This is a genomic window from Streptomyces sp. NPDC028711 (assembly GCF_055565415.1).
Window position 1 is genome coordinate 1 of sequence record NZ_JBVHUJ010000004.1, and the last position, 16,596, is coordinate 16,596.

Genomic DNA, 16,596 nt, shown 5'->3' on the forward strand with positions numbered 1-16,596 from the left:
AGGCCGTCGACGGCGGAGAACTGTCCGGTGACGCCGATCGCGGCGCGGACGTCCTGGGGGTGGGTGGTGAGGTCGTGGCCGGCGACCTGCGCCTGTCCGCCGTCGGCGGTGATGAGGGTGGAGAGGATCTTCACGGCGGTGGTCTTGCCGGCGCCGTTCGGACCGAGCAGGGCGAACACCGATCCTTCGGGGACGGTCAGGTCGACGCCGTCGAGGACCGACTTCTCCCCGTAGGACTTGCGCAGCCCGTTCGCCGCGATGGCCGGGTGGGACATGATGGGTTGCTCCTCAGCTTGTGGATCGGATGCCGTGCGGGTGGGGGTTCCGGAAGGGGTCCTGGTCGGGGCCGCGGGAGTCACGGCCCGCCGCGCGGTCAGAGGCTGCGCGCCGTGATGTCGCCGTACGCGGTGGTGGCGTGGATGTTCAGGCCGGCGGCGGCGCCTTCCGCGTTCCGGAGCGCGTTGTGGATCCGGCCGAAGGAGGTGCCGGCGTCCAGGGAGGCGGAGACCCCGGGGGCGGCGGCGACCGAGATCTCGCCGGACTGCGTGCGGAGCACGACCGTGCCGCTCACGGCCTCGCCGATCCGGATGTCGCCCCGCGCGGTGCTGATCTCCGCGGGGCCGCCGAGCCGGCCGACCTCGACGTCGCCGTCGGTGGCGGTGAGGCGGAGGCTCGCGGCCTCGTCGATCTTGATCTCGCGGTACGCGCCCTCGAAGGCGATGTCGCCGAGGCGTCCCACGCTCCTGAGCTCGGCGGCGGCCGTCTTCGCCTCGACGCGGGAGCCGGCGGGCAGCTGGACGGTGACGTCGACGGACCCGGTGTCGCCGAGGAGCCGGTTGGTGGCCTCGGGGGCCTCGATCCGCAGGACGCCGTCGGCGTAGGTGACCGTCGTCTGCTCCGCGGCCTTCACGTCGCGGCCCTTGGAGGCGTCGGCGGGCCGGATGTCGACGGTGGTGTCGGCCCGGTCGGCGGCGACCAAGCGGATGCGTCCGGCGGGGACGGCGAGGACGGCGGCGATGGCGGCGGGGGTGGCGAACTTCTGCACGGTGTTCTCCTTCTTCTGCGGCGGGCTCTCTGTCGGCCCGTCGTTTCCGTTGATGGAAAAGCTACGTTGCGTTCGAGAGTCTGGCAACGACTTCGTTGCACACGGGAGAGGTTAACGCAGGTCAGAGAGGGAAATTCGTTGCAACGGTCTTGAAGGTAACGCAACGTCAAACGCCTCAACGTTGCAATGAAATGAGGCTGAACGCTATGCTCGGGGCGTCAGGAAGCAACAGCAGGGGATGCGAAGGAGACCGCGATGCCGGGAGGCAGGCTCACCCAGCAGGAACGCCAGCAGATCGCCCTTGGGCTGGCCGACGGCCTGGCCTACGCTGAGATCGCGAGGCGTCTGGACCGGCCGACGTCGACCGTCACGCGTGAGGTGATGCGGAACGGCGGGCCCACCGCCTACCGGGCCGATCTCGCCCACCGCGCCACCGAGCGCCGCACCCACCGCCGCCGGCCGGCCGCGCCGCGGGGGACGGAGGCGGTCCCGCAGGCCCACGGGCGGGACGCCGAGGCGGTGCGGGAGTACGAGGAGGCGTTCACCACCGTCCTCCTGGCCTCGGGCATGCCGACGATGATGTCCCGGGTCATGGCCTGCCTCACCCTCACGGACGCCGGCAATCTCACCGCGGCGGAGCTCGTCCAGCGCCTCCAGGTCAGCCCGGCGTCCATCTCCAAGGCCGTGACGTTCCTGGAGGGACAGGGCTTCGTCCGCCGGGAGCGTGACGAACGCCGCCGCGAGCGCTACATCGTCGACGACGACATCTGGTACCAGTCGATGCTCGCCAGCGCCCGGTCCATCGCGCAGATCGTCGAGACCGCGCAGCAGGGTGTCGGCGTCCTCGGCGCCGACACCCCGGCCGGCGTCCGCCTGGAGAACGTCGCCCGCTTCCTCGACTTCGTCGCCGAGAGCACCGCGCGCGCCGCGGAACAGGCCCGCGACATCCTCCACACGAAGACCCGGCGGCCCTCGGACGGCCGGTCGTCCACGGGGGGCGATGCCTGACGCGTGTGCAACCGTTCGGTTGCGCATACCTCCCCTACGTGCAACCCTGGAGTTGCACTACTTTCGTGGTGCTCCCTACGCGAAGAAGGAGTCCCCCATGAGCGAGGACCGGATCGAGCGCGACACCCTGATCGAGGCGCCCCTGGAGCGGGTCTGGACCCTGGTGGCCCAGCCCGGGTTCTGGGTGGCCGACGAGGCGGACGTGGCCGGGACCGTGGCCCGCGAGGGCGAGTCGATGCTCGCCAGGAACTCCGCCCACGGCGACTTCCCCGTACGCGTCGAGAAGGTCGAGCCGCCGACCTGTGTCGCGTACCGCTGGGCGAGCGCCTTCCCCGGGGAGGAGCTGCGCGACGACAACAGCACCCTCGTGGAGTTCACCCTGACGGAGGAGGACGGCGGTACGCGGCTCCGTGTCGTCGAGAGCGGCTTCGCCTCGCTGCCCGGGTCGGAGACGCTGCGCGCCCAGGCGGTACGGGACAACACGGGCGGCTGGCCGCAGGTCCTCGACGCGTTCAGGAAGCGCGCCGAGCAGGCGCCGTCCTCGTGACGCCGGAGCCGGCAGGGGCGGGCGGCGCGAAGTCCGGGGCCGGTGGCCCCGGGTCCGCCGACGGCGTGCTCGGGGCTCTCGCCGACCCCACCCGGCGGCTGCTGCTCGACCTGCTGGCCGAGCGGGGGGAGGCCACCGCGACGGCGCTCGCCGCCGGGCTCCCCGTCTCGCGCCAGGCCGTCGTCAAGCACCTGGCCGTCCTCGACACCGCCGGGCTCGTCTCGGCCACCCGCGTGGGCCGGGAGGTCCGTTACGCGGTCCGCCCGGCCGCACTCGACGCGACCGCCCGCTGGATGTCGGCCCTCGCCGCCGACTGGGACCGGCGTCTCGCCGACGTCAAGCGGGCCGCGGAGGAGGGGTGACCCGGCGCCGGCCGCCCGGACAGCCAGGTCAGCCGGCGCACGCCGGCGGGAACCCGGTCCGCCCGCCGGTCACGCCCCGGGGCGTGACCGACGGATCATGGCCGGGGTCGCGGCGCCCTGCCCGACCCTGATCCGCCGGACACGCCCTAGTCCAGCTGGGCCAGTCGCCGCCTGTTGCCCTCGTCCGTGGACTGCTGGCTCTCCGACACGCGGAGGACCGCGTCGGGGAGGGCGCCGCTCAGGTGGGCGGCGACCGCGGCCGTGGCGGCGCCGAGGCGGTCCAGGATCAGGTCGAGGTCCGGGGCGGCGATCCGGGCGAAGGAGCCGCTGCCCTTGACGGCCGTGTGCCGTCCGGTGGCGGCGGTCAGTTCGGCGGTGGTCCTGCCGCGGACCTCGACGGCGACCTCGGCGAGCTTGGAGGCCGCGAGCCTGTGCTCCTCGTGGTCCACGCGCAGGACGCCGCCGATGGCCCGGCCGGTGTCCGTACCGTCCGTCCCGCTGCCCGACACCCCGGACGCGATCCCGCCGACCGTCGCGCCGCCCCCGACCCCGCCCGCCAGATCGGCCGGGACCTTCTCGAGGGCGGCCACGTCCGGGTGTGCGAGAAGGGACGCGAGGCTCTGCTGGACGGCCTTCGCGGTCTTCTCGACCCGGCGGGCGACCCGGGCGGCCGTCTGCTGGGCGTCCGCCGTGACGGTGGCGGCCGCCGTGGCCGCAGCCGCCGGGCTGAAGGTCAGCGCGCCGCCGGTGAGCATGAGGGCGTTGCGCCCGGCGAGCGCGGCCGCCTCGACGGCGATGGCCTGCCTGAGGGTCGCGATCACGCCGGGGATCTCGCTCACCGCGAGGGCGAGCGCGTGGGCCGACCTGGCGAGGGGTGCCATGTCCTGCTCCATGACCCGGGTCCAGTGCTCCGCGAGGGCGTCCAACGCCTCGCCCCGGCCGGAGGAGAGCAGGCGCTGCACGTGCCGGTTCGCGGCCCAGGCGTCGTCCAGGGTGAACTGCGCGTAGGTGTTCAGGGCGGTCGCCACCGGCACGTAGCCGGCCTCGTCGACCTCGGGCCACGGGAGGCCGTAGTGCGCGATCACTGCCGCTTCAAGTTCCGAGACGTTCGCCGTCATGCCGTGAACTCCCCCTCGCCGTACGAGTGTTGGTCGCACGCGCCCCCACGTGTGGCGCTCACGGTCTCATGTGCCCCCAGCCCTCACAAGGCCGGGCCGCGCCCTGGACCGGCGCGCCGCCGGCCGTCGGGTCAGTCGATGTGCACGATCTGGAACGCCTCCGCCATCCGGCCCGGCGGCAGCCCCCCGGCCGTCGCGTGCTCGCCGAGCCAGGTGCGCAGGAGTCCGGCGAGGTCGTCGAAGTGGGCGGTCTGCGAGGTGTGGATGCGCAGGGCCTCGACCTTGCGGTCGAAGACGGAGGTGACGTCGACGTACTGGTTCGGGGTGGGGCCCGTCATCAGCCACAGTTCGTGGACGGTCCAGGGTTCCAGGCCCTCGTCCTTGAGCAGTGCGGCGTGGGCGAAGGGGTTGCGGGCCTCGGGGTAGACCGCGCGCAGGCAGGCGTCGCCGACCGCGCGGTGGTCGGGGTGGAGGTCGGCGACCCGGGCCCAGTTGATCTCGGGGGAGGGGATGATCGCGCGCTGGGGCCGTACCTCCCGTATGACCCGGCACAGGTCGCGGCGGAGCTCCACGGAGGCCTCCACGAAGCTGTCGGGGTAGCCGAGGAAGCGGACGTCGGCGACGCCGCTGAGCTTGGCGGAGTGGACCTGTTCGGCGCGGCGCAGGTCCGCCATGGCCTGGCGGGGGAGCTGTGCGTCGTAACCGCCCGCGCCGCCGTCCGTGACGATGCAGTACGTGACGCGGGTGCCGCGCTCGATCCACTGCATGACCGTGCCGCTGACGCAGAACTCGATGTCGTCCGGGTGGGCGGCCACCACCAGCAGGGACTCTGGGGCGGTGCGGTTGAAGTCCTCCATGGGTCCAGCCTGTTGGGGTGGTGGGGGCGTCGCAAGGCCGGGTCGTGGCGTGAACTGGACATGGCACTTACGCGCCATTCAAAAACTTGGTAGATTCAAATCATTGGGTGTGACGTGTGACGTGCTTGGAGGGTGACCGGCATGTGCAGGATTCTCGGCTCCTTCGCCGCCGGGGCTGACCGCCCCGAGCCGGCCCAGCTCGCGGCGGTGTCCGCCCGCCAACGCCACGGCGGGCCCGACGAACACCAGGTGCTCAGCGGCCCGGGGTGGTCCCTCGGCTGCGACCGGCTCGCCGTGACCGACCCCTGCGGCGGACAGCAGCCCTACCGGCTGCCGCACCTCCCCGGCATCCTCGCCGTCCTCAACGGCGAGATCTACAACCACGCCGAGCTGCGCCGGACCCTCGCCGCGCGCGGCCACCGGTTCCCCGACCGCTGCGACGGCACCCTGCTGCCCGCGCTCTACGCCGAGTACGGCCCCGCCTTCGCCGAGCACCTCGACGGCATGTTCGCCGTCGCGCTCCTCGACCTCCGCCCCGGCAGCACCCAACTCGTCCTCGCCGTCGACGACATGGGCATGAAGCCGATCCACCTGCACCACGACCCGTACGACGGCTCCACCCGCTTCGCCTCCGAGATCCCCGCCCTCCTCGCCTTCGAAGGCGTACGGATCTCCCCGCGCGAGGACGCCCTCGACACCGTCCTCGCCACCCGTACGTCCTTCGCCACGCACACCGCGCTCGACGGCGTCAGCGTCCTGCCGCCCGGCGCCACCGCTCTCGTACGGCCCGGCGCCGTGCCCCTCGTACGCCGCCGGGGCGCTTACCGCGCCGCCCCCGTCGGCGACACCCAGGACGTCCTGCGGCACGAGGTGCGCCGGCTCGCGCAGGCCGACGCGCCCGTCTGCGCCATCACCAGCGGCGGCCTCGACTCCGGGCTCGTCACCGCGCTCGCCGCCGAACACGCCCGCGAGACCGACGCGCCGCCGCTGCACACCTTCCACCTCACCTACCGCGGCCGGTGGCCCGGATCCGAGGCCACATACGCCCGGTCCGTCGCCCGCCGCGCCCGCACCGTGCACCACGAGGTCGCCGTCGACCCCGACGAGCTGAGCTCCCTCCTCACCAGGACCGTCCGCCACCTCGGCCAGCCCAACGCCGACCCCATCACCCTCTCCACGTACGCGCTCTTCCGCGCCGTCCGCGAGAACGGCTTCACCGTCGCGCTCACCGGCGACGGCGCCGACGAGCTCTTCGGCGGGTACGACCGGATGCGCGAGGCCCTCGCGGCGCCGGCCGGTGCCGACTGGGCCGGCGCCTACGCCGACGCGCTCTCGGCGGCCCCGCGGCTCCTCCGCGAACACCTCTACACCGCCAACTACCGGGCGTTCGTCGCCGATCAGGGCTCGGCCGCCGACCGCATCGAGCAGGAGCTGCGCTCGGCGGAGGCCGTCGGCGAGGACCGGCTCACCGCGATGACCGCCTTCGAGACGCGCTGGCGGCTCCCCGCGTACCACCTGCGGCGCGTCGACCACCTCTCGATGGCGTGGGCCGTCGAGGCGCGGATGCCGTTCTGCCAGCCGTCCGTCGTGACGCACGCGCGCGCGTTGCCGACGGCGGGCAGGACAGGGAAGCGGGCGCTGTACGAGGCGGGCGCGGAGCTGCTCCCTTCCTCGGTCCTGCGGCGGCCCAAGCAGCCGTTCACGCTGCCCGTCGCGGCGATGCTGGCGCCCGGCAGCCCGCTCCTCGACACCGTCCGCGAACTGCTCTCCCCGGCGAGGCTCGTCCTCGGCGGCAAGGTCCGCGCGGACCGGGTCCAGAAGCTCCTGGCCCGCCACCTCGAACGCCCCTCCCACCACGACGCCCTGGCCCTGTGGGCCCTCGCGGTCCACGAGCTGTGGACGGAGGTGGTCCAGGGCATGCGCATCCCGGCCGGCTGTGCGGCCTGAACCCCCGGGACCTCCGCGTCCCGCACCCGCCAGAACCGTGGGACCCGGGGCCCCGGTCCCCCCGCCCGGCACCGGGCTGGGCGACCCCGGCCCGACGCCAGGCACCGGGCCGGGCGACCCCGGCCCCACGCCCGGCCCGAGGCCGGGCAACCCCGGCCCCACGCCCGGCCCCGGGCCGGGCAACCCCGCCCCGACGCCCGGCACCGGGCCAGGCAACCCCGGCCGGCCGCCGGGCGCCACGCTGCCCGGAGGATTCGCCGCCGGGACCCCGACCCCCGGGGTCCGCACCGACCCCCGCCCCGCCCCGCGGACCACGAAGGCCACCGTCGTCCGTGCCGAGGACGCGCCCGGGCCCACCCTCGTCCTGCGGGTCGACCAACTCCCCACCGGGACCCTCGCCCTGGGCGGCGAGCTCGACCGTCTGCGCGTCGCCCTCGCCCGTACCCCCTACGCCAGGCTCGGCAAGATCGCCCTCTACGGGCCCGCCGACCGCCCCGGTCACGCCCTCGACTACCGGTTCACGCAGGTCCTCCCCGATGGGCGGTTCGACTTCCGTGCCGGCTGCGGGCATTCCCTGCTCGCCTGTGTCGTCGCCGAGGGGCGGCCCGGGCCCGTCACCGTCCGGGCGGTGACGACGGGGGACACGGTGCTGTGCGAGCCGGAGGACGCGGCGGCGTACACCCTCAGTTTCCTCAAGGCCCCCACCGCCCCCGGCGTCCTCCCCACCGGCCGGGCGCTCGACCGCCTCCTGGGCGTCCCCGTCTCGATCGTGCGCTACGGCAACCCCTACGTCTTCGTCGACGCCCAGCACCTTCCCGAGCCCGACGCGGCCGACGCGGCCCTCCAGGCCCAACTCCTCGCGCTCCGCGCGCACGCCGCCCGTCTCCTCGGCCTCGACCCCCGCTCCGCCCTCCCCAAGATCGCCGCCTTCACCGCCGGCCCCGGGGGCCTCTCCGTCCGCGCCCTCACCGTCGGCGGCTGGCACCCCCGTCTCGCGCTGACCGGGGCCGCCGCCCTCGCCGCGGCCGGGGCACTCGACGGCACCGTCGTCCCCGCGACGAGCGGCCCCGTCCGCACCCCCGGCGGCACCGTGACCGTCTCCACGGCACCGGACCGCGTCCGCGTCCACCACAAGCGCGCCGAGGTGCTCGAAGAGCTCGAACTGCCGTGGCGTGTCCACGCAACGGCGTGAACGCGCACCCCGCTCACCAGGCCCGGAGCCCGCTTCCTCTGCCACGCTGAAATGGACCGGCCATCGGTATCCGTGGGGAGAGCAGACACCATGAAATTCGAGAACCTGCGTGTCGTCGTGACCGGAGCGTCCCGCTATTTCGGTCGCGCGCTCGCCGTCGGCTTCGCCCATCTCGGCGCTGAGGTCTATGTGTCGGCGCGCACCGTGGAGGCGGCCGAACGCACCCGCACCGAAGTCATGGGCTCGGCCCGTGACCGTATCCACGCCTTCGGCTGCGACCTCAGCCGGCCCGCCGAGATCCGCGAGTTCGCGGCCCGTGTGGGCGAACACACCGACCGCGTCGACCTGTTGGTCAACAACGGCGCCCGCTGGCTCGACGGCATGGACCTGGAGGCGGCGAGCGACGCCGAGATCGTCGAGACGATCGAGTCGACGGCCGGCGGCACCGTCCTCATGGTGAAGCACTTCCTGCCGCTGCTCCGCGGCTCGCTGCGCCCCGACATCGTCAACATGGTCGCCGTCCGCGACGCCGAGGGCGCCTCCGCGGCGACCGCCGGCGTCGCCCACGAGGCCTTCTGGGCGGCGAAGAGCGCCCAGGCCGGATTCGCCGACATCCTCTCGCGCCGCCTGCGGCCCTCCGGCGTCCGCGTCTTCTCCCTCTTCCCGCCGGACTTCTCGACCTCCGACCCGCGGTTCGCGGAATGGGACGGATCGAATCCGGACGGCATAGCGCCCGACGAGAAGCTGACCACCCAGGCCCTCTTCGAATGCATCGTGTACGCCGTCGAGCAGCCCCGCGACTGCTTCATCCGCTCGTTCCACTTCGAGCCCCGCTGACAGCCCTTCCCACCGACCCCGCTGACCCGCCCTGCGCCGACAGCGCCCCGCCGCACGCGACCGCTGAAGCCCACCGCACCACAGCGTCAAGGAGGTCCCATGAGCACCCCTGTCTGGATCACCGCGACCCCTCCCGCCACCCACGGTGAACTCCACATCGGCCACCTCGCCGGGCCGTACGTCGCCGCCGACGTCCTCACCCGCTATCTGCGCGCCGAGGGCGAGGCGGTCCGGTTCACCACCGGCACCGCCGACCACGCCAGCTCCGTCGAGGTCCGGGCGCTGCGCCACAACCGCAAGCCCGAGGAGGTCGCGGAGGGCTACCGTGCCGCGATCACCGCCGACTGGCTGCGCTCGGGCGTGGAGTTCGACCACATCGTGCGCCCGCGCCGCGACAAGGGCTACGGACGCTGGGTGCAGGACCTCTTCGGCCGTCTCTTCGCGCAGGGCGTGATCGCACCGCGCACCCGCCTGCTCCCGTACTGCGAGCCCTGCGACCGCTGGCTGTACGGGGCGCACGCGACGGGCACCTGCCCGCACTGCGGCGCGGTCAGCGACGGCGGCATGTGCCACGAGTGCGCGCGTCCCAACGACGGCGGCGACCTGATCGCCGCCCGCTGCGCCCTCTGCGACACCCCGGCGGTGGCCCGCCGCTGCCGCCGGCTCTACGTCCCCCTGGAGCCGTTCCGGGAGACCCTCGCCGACTACTGGGCGACGGCGGGCCTGCCGCCGCGGCTCGCCGCGCTGTGCGAGTCGCTCGTCGAGGACGGCCTGCCGGACATCGCGGTCGGGCATCCCGCCGAGTGGGGTCTGCAGGTGCCCGTCGAGGGCTTCCCCGACCACCGGATCGACGGCTGCTTCGAGGCCGCCGCGATGCACCTCTTCGGTTACGACACGAAGGGCCCGCTGCCCCGCCGCGCCATCCACTTCTGCGGCTTCGGGCACTCCTTCTGCCACGCGGTGCTGCTGCCGGTGCTGCTCCTCGCGCAGGACATCAAGCTGCCGCAGGACTTCAACGTCAACGAGTCGTACGTCATCGAGGAGGGCGTCCAGGAGGGCAACGTCTGGGCGCTCGACCTGCTCACCGAGTACGGCTCCGACACCCTGCGCCGCCATGTCCTCCAGGCCCGCCCGACCGGCCGCCGCACGGTCTTCCAGCGGGACCGGCTCGCCGCCGCCCGCCACGAGCTGGACGACAACTGGAACAGCTGGCTGTCCCGGCTCTTCGCGGCCGTACGGGAGGAGTGCGCCGGCCTCGCACCGCAGGCGCTGCCCGGCGGCACCGGCTGGGAGATCCTGGAGCGGCGGCTGCACCGGGGCGTGGACGACCTGCGCGAGGCGTACGGCCCCGACGCCTTCGACCCGCGCCGCGCGGTGGCCGTCCTCGACGAGATGGTCCGCTCGACGGCGGACTTCGGTCACGTCAACGCCCACGAGCGGTGCCGGCCCAGCACGTCCTGCCGTCATCTTCCGGCGCTCGCCGCCCAGTTGGCGGTGGCCTCGGCCCTGTCGGCGTGGGCGCGTCCGGTGATGCCGGAGGGCGCCGACCGGCTCGCGGCGGCGCTCCAGGTGGTGCCGGGGCGGCCGGTCGACTGGCACGCCCTGACGCCTCCTCTGCCGGGCACCCGCCTGGCACCGCCGTCGGGCCCGGTCTTCGGGTTCTGACGACCACGACCCCCGCAACTACTAAGCAACTAAGTAACTACGTTCCTGCCGCGTGACCGTGCGCGCGAGCGACGCGCAGGGACACGTGGCCCCCCACTCCTCAGGAGCCCCACGTGTCCCTGCGCGTCGCCATGCTCAGCGTCCACACCTCCCCGCTCCACCAGCCCGGGACGGGGGACGCCGGCGGGATGAACGTCTACATGGTCGAGCTGTCCCGCGCCCTGGCAGAACAGGGCGCGGAGGTCGATCTGTTCACCCGCTGCCGGGGCGAAGGCCTGCCCCCGCTCGTCGAGCTCGCCCCCGGGGTACGGGTCCGCCATCTGCACGCCGGGCCGCGCGAGGCGCTGCCCAAGGAGGCCATGCCGGATCTCGTGGTGCCGTTCTCCCTGGCCCTGCTCAAGGAGGAGAGGCGCTACGACCTGGTCCACTCGCACTACTGGCTCTCCGGGCAGGCCGGCCGGATCGCCTCCGTGGGCTGGCGGATCCCGCTCGTGCACACCGCCCACACCCTGGCCCGGGTGAAGAACGCCTCGCTCGCCGCCGGTGACACCCCCGAGCCGGAGCTCAGGATCCGGGGCGAGCACCAGGTGGTGGGCGCCGCCGACCGGCTGATCGCCAACACGGCCGACGAGGCGGAGGCGCTCCGCTCCCTGTACGGGGCGGAGGAGTCGCGCACCGAGGTCGTACGCCCCGGGGTCGATCTGCGGACCTTCCATCCGGGGGACGGCCGGGCGGCCGCGCGGGTCAGGCTCGGGCTTCCCGCCGACGCGTTCATCCCGCTCTACGCGGGCCGGATACAGCCGCTGAAGGGCCCTGACGTGCTGGTACGGGCGATCGCCGAGCTGCTCCGTGAGGCCCCGGACCTGCGCCGCCGGCTGCTCGTGCCGGTGGTCGGCGGGCATTCGGGCGCGACGCGCGAGGGGACGGCCTGGCAGCTCGCCGCGGAACTGGGGGTGACGGATGTGCTGCGGTCCTGCCCGCCCGTACCGCAGGAGCGTCTCGCCGACTGGTACCGGGCGGCGGACGTGCTGGTGGTGCCCTCACGCAGCGAGTCCTTCGGGCTCGTGGCCCTGGAGGCGCAGGCGTGCGGGACGCCGGTGCTCGCGGCGGCGGTGGGCGGGCTGCCGACGGCGGTGTGGGACGGGGTGACGGGGCTGCTCGTGCGCGGACACGATCCGCTGGAGTACGCGCGCCGGCTGCGCTGGCTCGCGGCGCATCCGGAGGTGGTGGCGACGATGGGGGAGGCGGCGGTGGGTCATGCGCGCGGGATGAGCTGGCGCGCTTCCGCCATCCGGACCGTCGAGGTGTACCGGGGGGCGCTCGCGGAGGCGCCCCGGCCGGTCTTCTTCGGGGTGGAGCGGGGGGTGGGGCAGGGGCGGCGGCACGCCCCTGCCCCGGCGGCCCCTCTCTCCTGGAGGAACGAGAAGGCCGTTGCACAAGTCTAGCACCTCTTTTGGTTCGACCAAAGGTATGGAGAGCTCCGGATTCCTCAATTCCGTGTTCGGGGCAGGAGATTGACGCATCCGCGCCATGGCGAGTCCACGCAAAGAGAATCCCTGGATTCGATTCGGGGACCGGGACAGAATGGAGATGTCTTCAGGGAGCGCCCGGCGGCACGGGACCCCGGAAGGCGGAATTGACATTCCAAATCCTGGAGGAAACATGTCTGCTGTGCGCGCCAAGGGGATGCCCAAGACCGTCCGTCAGTTCGCGCTCGCCGCGGTGGCCTGTCTCTCCGTCGCGGGCGGTGCGGCGCTCGTGACGGCCCCCGAATCGGCGTCCGCCTCGCAGCACGTGATGGCCGAAGGAACGGAAGACGTCGTGACGACGCCCACCCCCACCCCCACGCCGTCCCCGTCCAACGGAAACGAGTGGGACCGTGTCTCCCCGGCCTCGATATCTGCCAATTGAGCCGTCGGGTAAAAGGCTCCGTGGCCGCCCTTTCCGGGCGGCCACGGAGCCTTTGTTTTTCCCTTACGGGTACGGACCCGAGGTAATTCGCCGCCGGACGGCGGCGGTTCGGCGCCGTCAGTCGACCCAGCCGAGCCGATAGGCGCGCACTCCGGCCTCGAAGCGGCTCGTCGCGCCCATGTCCTGCATCAGCTCCGAGAGCATGCGGCTCACCGTCCGCAGCGACACCCCGAGCCCGCGGGCGATCTTCTCGTCCTTCATGCCGGAGGCCAGCATGCTGAGCGCCGCCCGCTGCTGCTCCGAGAGACCGTCACCGCCCTGCTCCGGGACGGAACGGTCCCCGTACGGCGAGGCGGTGTGCCAGCAGTGCTCGTACAGCGCGAGATACGAGCGGACGAGAGCCGGGCCCCGCGCGAGCACCGCGCCCGCCGCCGGCTCGGCCGGATCGACCGGCACCACCGCGAACTGCGCGTCGGCGATGATCAGCGGCATCGGCACCGCGGTCGCGATCCGCACCTCCACGCCCGCCTCGACCCGGCGCCGCAGGTGCTCCGCCACCTCGGGCGAGGAGATGACCTGCTCGCTGTACATGGCGCGGACGCGCACCCCGTTCTCGATCTGCCGCCGGTCGCGGCTCAGCACCCGTTCCCCCACCTCGCGCTTGAGCGACGTCAGGTGCATCGACGCCAGACCGTGCTGGATGACGTCGGTGATGTCCTCGAGGACCTGCTGGATCCGCCGGTAGTCGCTGAGGAGTTCCACATCGGCGTCCGAGCGGGTGAGGGATCCGGCCCGCAGATACGCCCCCGCCAGGGTCTCGAGGGTGCTGTACGCGCGGTCCGCCTCGTCCAGATGGTCGCGCAGCTGCTCGCGCTCGCGCTGCAGCAGCCGGAGCATCGCGATCTCCGGGTCGATCACGGCGAAGGTGTCGCCGTCCTGGTGCCCCGTGCCGCGCTCGTACTCCGCCCGGGCCGCGTGCTGGGCGGGGTTGGTCGGCACGATCAGGCCGAGCGTCGTCAGTTCGTTCCTACATCGCTCGTACTCCTCCGGTGCGAGCCGGAGTTCGGCCCCCACCTCGTCGAGCCGCGACACACCTCGCCTGCGTAACTCCTGATAGAGGTTCACCACAGGATCGGGTGACCGCTCTCCCGTACCGCCGCCTCCGGTGATCATGGCGAAGTGACCCCCTGTTCGCTCGAGTCGCCCCCGCCCTCACCCTGTCATACGGCTCGGAGGCGTCCGTCATGCCGGTCTCGCACCCATCGTGCGTCATACGAACTCCTCCGGGGGAGCCCCTCCTACAGCGCGCGGTCGTTCCACTCGCTGTCGAGCAGGCCGAGCCGGGCCGCCTTCACCCCCGCTTCGAAGCGGCTCGCGGCGCCCAACTCCTGCATCACCTCGGAGAGGAGACGGCTGACCGTCCTCAGCGAGACGCCGAGATTGCGGGCGATCTGCTCGTCCTTGATGCCGGACGCGAGCATGAGCAGCGCCGCCCGCTGCTGCTCGGAGAGCCCGTCGCCGTCCTTCTCCGCCGGATCCTCCTGGCCGTACGGAGCCGCCGCCGTCCAGCAGTACTCGTACAGCGCCAGATAGGACCGGACCAGACCGGAGCCGCGCGCGAGGATCGACGGGGACGACGGGTCGAACGGATCGGTCGGCAGCATCGCGAAGTTGTCGTCGGCGAGCACCATGTTCATCGGGATGACGGAGGACAGCCGGATCTCCACGCCCACCGCGGCCCGCTCCTCCAGGTGCTGCGCCATCTCGGGCACCGATCCGGCCCGCCGGCTGTACATGGCACGGATCCGGATGCCCCGGTCGGCCCACAGCCGGTCCCGCGCCAGCTCGCCGGCGGTCTCCTCGCGGCGGACGGAGCCGGTGTGCATGAAGTGCGCGGCCGTCCGGACCGAGTCCGTCAGGTCGGCGACGCTCCGCCGGGCCCGTTCGGGGGAGTCGACGATCTCGACCTCGATCTCGGCCCTGGGCGTGGCGCCGGCCTGGAGGAACGGCCCGGCGAGGGCTTCGAGGGCGGTGTGGGCGCGGCTGGTCGCGGCCAGGCGTTCCTGGAGCCGGTCGCGCTCCCGGCGCAGCAGCCGCAGCAGGGCGACGTCGGGGTCGACGACGGACCGGGCCGGGGGCGCTCCGTGTGCCGCCGGTTCCGTGCTCTCGGTCAGTCCCAGTGCGGCGAGTTCCTCCCGGCACCGCTCCCGGTCCTCGGCGGAGAGCTCGAAACGGTCCGCGACCTCGTCGAACGTGGCATCCGGGCGGATGCGGAGCTCCTGGTAGACGGCGAGAGCCTGATCGCCCCCCACACGCGGCACGGCGGTATTTCTGGACACTGCGCAGCAGACTCCCCTCGGTCCACTCCGGACCCGTTGAATCGCCCCGCTAGACAGTGCCACACAATCGAACGCCACGCACGGAGTTGAACAGGGCTCAGGTGGCGGTGACGCTCGTCCGGCAGTCGGGGCACAGGCCCTTGAACACGACCTCCGCGTCGTCCACACGCCACTCGGGCAGGGCGCCCCGGGGCGGCGCGGGCGCGGGCGACGTCACGTTCTCCACGCGGCCGCAGACCGTGCACAGGGCGTGCTGGTGGGCCGGGCCCGAGATCTCGAAGACGGCGGGCAGACCGGGCCGGTCGAACTTGCTGACGAGGCTGGTCTCCTGGAAGTGCCGCAGCATCTCGTACACGGCCTGGCTGGTCAGCGTCCCGAGCCGCTCGCGGGCGGTCGTGGTGATCGCCTCGACGTCGAGATGGCCGCCGGCGGCGAGCACCGTGAGCACTTCGAGGCGCGGGCCCGTGACCCGCAGCCCGACGTCGCGCAGGCGCTGGATCACCGCCTCGCGGCCCGTCAGCTCTTCCACGACTGCCATCTTCTCCGCCCGCCACCTGGTCGGCTCAAACTTTTGTAAGCATCGTACCTCTTGCTCGTCAACCTCGTCAGGGTGCCTGCCGACCTCGTCAGGTGTTCTCCGGCCGCCCGGTCCGGTGCCGTCCGGTGCCGTCCGGTGTCGGCCCGGGCCGTCCCGTGCCGCCCGTCAGTCGTCCATCCTGCACACGAGCAGGACGGATTCGGTCCGCTCGTCGATCCGGTGCCGCCGCCGGCCCTCGATGTGCAGGCCGGCCGCGTGGAGTTCGGCGGCGAGCCGTTCGGAGTCCACGATCCACTTGTCGGTGGTCAGCACGACCCGCTCCGTGGAGAGCTTGCCGGTCCTCGCCGCGTAGTACGTGATCCGCTCGCTCATCGACGGCAGGTCGAAGACCTGCCGGGCCACCACCCACTCGTCGATCCCGTCGAAGCGGGGCACCTGGAACGCCCAGGTCCGCCGCGGCTCCGCGATCAGCCCCGGCAGCTGGTGTGCGGTGTAGTCGAGGGCGAGCGCCCCGCCCGTCTCCAGATGGGAGGCGACCTCCCGCAGCAGTCCCGGCCGGAGCGCCGGGGGTACGGCGGTGACCATCGCGCCCGCGAGCAGCGCGAGCCGGTAGCTGCCGTCGAGGCGCAGTTCGGTGAGGTCCGTCCGGTGGGTGACGACGAGCCCGGCCACCTGCGGACCGATCCGGCGGGCCCAGCCTTCGAGGCGCTCGAGGGCCGAGGCGTCCCGGTCCACGGCTTCCACGGCGAAGCCGTGGCGGGCGAACGGGACGGCGAGCCGCCCGGCGCCGGAGCCGAGGTCGAGGACGGGTCCGCCGGTGGAGCGGGCGAGGCTGAGGTACCGGACGATGTCCGCGCTGTGCGGGCCGAGCAGGGCGTCGTGCAGCCAGACGGATCCCTCGTCGGCGGCGGAGACGGATTCGAGGCCGGGGAGGGTGTCCGAGGTGACCCGGATGCCGGCCCCGGGTGCGGGCTCCTGCTCCCGGTCGTATCGGGACGGGTCGTATCGGGACGGCAGGACCGGCGCGAGCGCTGCGGGCACGACGGGCAGGGAAATGCCGCTCGGTGTGTGCATCGCTCCTCCAGGGGCTCGCTCGGTCCATGCCGTCCGGACGAGGTACCCGTGCCGCCGGGACCGCGCCGCTGGGCCCATCCTGACCTGGGGAGGGAGTCCCGATCCACCGGATCGGGCTGCGTGAACACGCGATGGCGTGGATCTGCCACGCCTCGG

General features: G+C 73.2%; 17 protein-coding genes. 9 read left to right on the forward strand and 8 right to left on the reverse strand.

The genetic code is table 11. From position 1 onward, the window contains the following. Both ACZ4VK_RS14375 and ACZ4VK_RS14380 read right to left on the reverse strand, forming a co-directional pair. Positions 1-275 (reverse strand): ATP-binding cassette domain-containing protein (locus ACZ4VK_RS14375; protein ID WP_468352079.1); only part of this gene is annotated, 275 nt, incomplete at its 3' end. Positions 276-373: 98 nt separating this feature from the next. Continuing rightward, positions 374-1,045 (reverse strand): DUF4097 family beta strand repeat-containing protein, encoded by a 672-nt coding sequence (locus tag ACZ4VK_RS14380; RefSeq protein ID WP_468352082.1) that lies wholly within the window; start codon positions 1,043-1,045, stop codon positions 374-376. A 255-nt stretch (positions 1,046-1,300) separates the two neighbouring features. Here ACZ4VK_RS14380 and ACZ4VK_RS14385 point away from each other — a divergent pair, with 255 nt between their 5' ends. From ACZ4VK_RS14385 to ACZ4VK_RS14395, 3 genes are all read left to right on the forward strand, one after another. Then, positions 1,301-2,053, forward strand: a complete 753-nt coding sequence (locus tag ACZ4VK_RS14385) for a helix-turn-helix domain-containing protein (RefSeq protein ID WP_468352084.1) — start codon at positions 1,301-1,303, stop codon at positions 2,051-2,053. A 97-nt stretch (positions 2,054-2,150) separates the two neighbouring features. Then, positions 2,151-2,600: an SRPBCC domain-containing protein gene (locus ACZ4VK_RS14390; RefSeq protein WP_468352086.1), complete on the forward strand. Its 450-nt coding sequence runs from the start codon at positions 2,151-2,153 to the stop codon at positions 2,598-2,600. 65 nt (positions 2,601-2,665) lie between these two features. Then, positions 2,666-2,962 carry an ArsR/SmtB family transcription factor gene (locus ACZ4VK_RS14395; protein ID WP_468353272.1) on the forward strand — a complete coding sequence of 99 codons (297 nt, stop codon included), beginning with the start codon at positions 2,666-2,668 and terminating at the stop codon, positions 2,960-2,962. 146 nt (positions 2,963-3,108) lie between these two features. Here the strand turns inward: ACZ4VK_RS14395 and ACZ4VK_RS14400 are convergent, their stop codons facing one another. Both ACZ4VK_RS14400 and ACZ4VK_RS14405 read right to left on the reverse strand, forming a co-directional pair. Then, the gene (locus ACZ4VK_RS14400) at positions 3,109-4,080 is read right to left on the reverse strand and encodes a hypothetical protein (protein WP_468352088.1); all 972 of its coding nucleotides are present in this window, start codon (positions 4,078-4,080) and stop codon (positions 3,109-3,111) included. 131 nt (positions 4,081-4,211) lie between these two features. Then, complete coding sequence (locus ACZ4VK_RS14405; protein ID WP_468352090.1) at positions 4,212-4,937, reverse strand: PIG-L deacetylase family protein; 726 nt, start codon at positions 4,935-4,937, stop codon at positions 4,212-4,214. A gap of 141 nt (positions 4,938-5,078) precedes the next feature. Between ACZ4VK_RS14405 and asnB the strand changes: the two genes are divergently transcribed. The 6 genes from asnB (at position 5,079) to ACZ4VK_RS14435 (ending at position 12,489) form a co-directional block, all read left to right on the forward strand. Beyond that, entirely contained in the window at positions 5,079-6,884 is a 1,806-nt protein-coding gene (gene asnB, locus ACZ4VK_RS14410) for an asparagine synthase (glutamine-hydrolyzing) (RefSeq protein WP_468352091.1), read from the forward strand. Between the two features lie 37 nt (positions 6,885-6,921). Then, positions 6,922-8,076, forward strand: coding sequence for a PrpF domain-containing protein (locus tag ACZ4VK_RS14415; protein WP_468352093.1), 1,155 nt, complete (start codon positions 6,922-6,924; stop codon positions 8,074-8,076). Between the two features lie 90 nt (positions 8,077-8,166). Next, a complete protein-coding gene (locus tag ACZ4VK_RS14420) occupies positions 8,167-8,913 on the forward strand; it encodes an SDR family oxidoreductase (protein ID WP_266894913.1) in 747 nt (248 codons plus the stop codon). A gap of 99 nt (positions 8,914-9,012) precedes the next feature. Continuing rightward, on the forward strand, positions 9,013-10,578 hold the full coding sequence (locus ACZ4VK_RS14425; protein WP_468352095.1) for a class I tRNA ligase family protein: 1,566 nt from the start codon (positions 9,013-9,015) through the stop codon (positions 10,576-10,578). Positions 10,579-10,709: 131 nt separating this feature from the next. Then, on the forward strand, positions 10,710-12,023 hold the full coding sequence (mshA, locus tag ACZ4VK_RS14430) for a D-inositol-3-phosphate glycosyltransferase (protein WP_468353274.1): 1,314 nt from the start codon (positions 10,710-10,712) through the stop codon (positions 12,021-12,023). Between the two features lie 217 nt (positions 12,024-12,240). Then, on the forward strand, positions 12,241-12,489 hold the full coding sequence (locus ACZ4VK_RS14435; RefSeq protein WP_468352097.1) for a hypothetical protein: 249 nt from the start codon (positions 12,241-12,243) through the stop codon (positions 12,487-12,489). A gap of 117 nt (positions 12,490-12,606) precedes the next feature. On the opposite strand, the gene ACZ4VK_RS14440 is transcribed toward ACZ4VK_RS14435, so the two are convergent. The 4 genes from ACZ4VK_RS14440 to ACZ4VK_RS14455 all read right to left on the reverse strand — a co-directional run bounded on the left by ACZ4VK_RS14440 (position 12,607) and on the right by ACZ4VK_RS14455 (position 16,440). Further along, entirely contained in the window at positions 12,607-13,581 is a 975-nt protein-coding gene (locus ACZ4VK_RS14440) for a helix-turn-helix transcriptional regulator (RefSeq protein WP_468352099.1), read from the reverse strand. A gap of 206 nt (positions 13,582-13,787) precedes the next feature. Further along, positions 13,788-14,810 carry a LuxR C-terminal-related transcriptional regulator gene (locus tag ACZ4VK_RS14445; RefSeq protein WP_468352101.1) on the reverse strand — a complete coding sequence of 341 codons (1,023 nt, stop codon included), beginning with the start codon at positions 14,808-14,810 and terminating at the stop codon, positions 13,788-13,790. A 115-nt stretch (positions 14,811-14,925) separates the two neighbouring features. Further along, positions 14,926-15,366: a Fur family transcriptional regulator gene (locus ACZ4VK_RS14450; RefSeq protein ID WP_468352102.1), complete on the reverse strand. Its 441-nt coding sequence runs from the start codon at positions 15,364-15,366 to the stop codon at positions 14,926-14,928. 165 nt (positions 15,367-15,531) lie between these two features. Beyond that, positions 15,532-16,440, reverse strand: a complete 909-nt coding sequence (locus tag ACZ4VK_RS14455) for an SAM-dependent methyltransferase (protein ID WP_468352104.1) — start codon at positions 16,438-16,440, stop codon at positions 15,532-15,534. Between the last annotated feature and the right edge of the window lie 156 nt (positions 16,441-16,596).